2 protein-coding genes are annotated in these 1364 nt (G+C 59.3%); both read left to right on the top strand.

Features of this window, described 5'->3' with window-relative positions; genetic code table 11:
- A partial coding sequence (locus FY112_RS03710; protein WP_151517724.1) for a co-chaperone GroES occupies positions 1-298 on the top strand: 298 nt, incomplete at its 5' end.
- 154 nt (positions 299-452) lie between these two features.
- On the top strand, positions 453-1364 hold a 912-nt coding region (gene groEL, locus FY112_RS37390; protein WP_246700597.1), incomplete at its 3' end, for a chaperonin GroEL.

Below are 1364 nucleotides of genomic sequence, written 5' to 3'. Positions count from 1 at the left end.
TCATGACCGTATTCTCGTCCGCCGGGTCGATTCAGAGGAAAAGACCAAGGGCGGCATCATCATTCCCGACACCGCCAAGGAGAAGCCGCAGGAAGGCGAGGTTATCGCCGTCGGCCCCGGTGCACGCAACGACGCCGGACAGATTCAGGCTCTCGACGTCAAGCCCGGCGATCGCATCCTGTTCGGCAAATGGTCCGGCACCGAGATCAAGATCAATGGCGAAGATCGGCTGATCATGAAGGAAAGCGACGTGATGGGGATTATCGAAACCCGGGGCGAAAAGAAGCAGGCCGCCTGAGATTCCTGCGGGCATCCGTCGATGCAGGAGCGCATCGGCTTTTCATGGAAACGCAGAACCGCTCCAACCTTTTATTTCTGACGCAATTCCAAACGGAAAACCACGTCGCACTTTTCCAGGAATTGCTCTGGCTGCCTATGAAGGAGTGAGGACAATGGCTGCTAAAGAAATCAAATTCAGCACCGAAGCCCGTGAGAAGATGCTGCGTGGCGTCGACATCCTGGCCAACGCCGTGAAGGCGACCCTCGGCCCGAAAGGCCGCAACGTCGTGATCGAAAGGTCTTTCGGCGCACCGCGCATGACCAAGGACGGCGTTTCGGTCGCCAAGGAAATCGAACTCGAAGACAAGTTCGAAAACATGGGCGCCCAGATGGTCCGCGAAGTCGCCTCGAAGACCAGCGACGTCGCCGGCGACGGCACCACGACGGCAACGGTGCTGGCCCAGGCAATCGTCAAGGAGGGCGCCAAGGCCGTTACGTCGGGCATGAACCCGATGGACCTGAAACGCGGCATCGATCTTGCGGTCGTCGCCATCGTCGCGGAACTGAAGGCCAACGCCCGCAAGATCTCCAACAATTCCGAAATCGCCCAGGTCGGCACGATCTCCGCCAATGGCGATGCCGAAATCGGCCGCTTTTTGGCGGAAGCGATGGAAAGGGTCGGCAATGATGGCGTCATCACGGTTGAAGAAGCCAAGACCGCCGAAACCGAACTCGAAGTCGTCGAAGGCATGCAGTTCGACCGCGGCTATCTCAGCCCCTATTTCGTGACCAATGCCGACAAGATGCGGGTCGAGTTTGAAGACCCCTATATTCTCATCCACGAGAAGAAGCTCTCGAACCTGCAGTCGATGCTCCCGGTTCTCGAAGCCGTCGTCCAATCCAGCAAGCCGCTGCTGATCATCGCTGAAGACGTCGAAGGCGAGGCGCTTGCGACCCTCGTCGTCAACAAGCTGCGCGGCGGCCTGAAGATCGCCGCCGTCAAGGCGCCTGGCTTCGGCGACCGCCGCAAGGCCATGCTGGAAGACATCGCCATCCTGACCGCCGGCACTGTCATCTCCGAAGAT

The sequence above is a fragment of the Rhizobium sp. PEPV16 genome, from assembly GCF_008919455.1.
Lineage (GTDB): Bacteria > Pseudomonadota > Alphaproteobacteria > Rhizobiales > Rhizobiaceae > Rhizobium > Rhizobium leguminosarum_Q.
The sequence above is the reverse complement of the archived record's forward strand: the minus strand, read 5'-3'. Positions and strand labels throughout refer to the sequence as shown.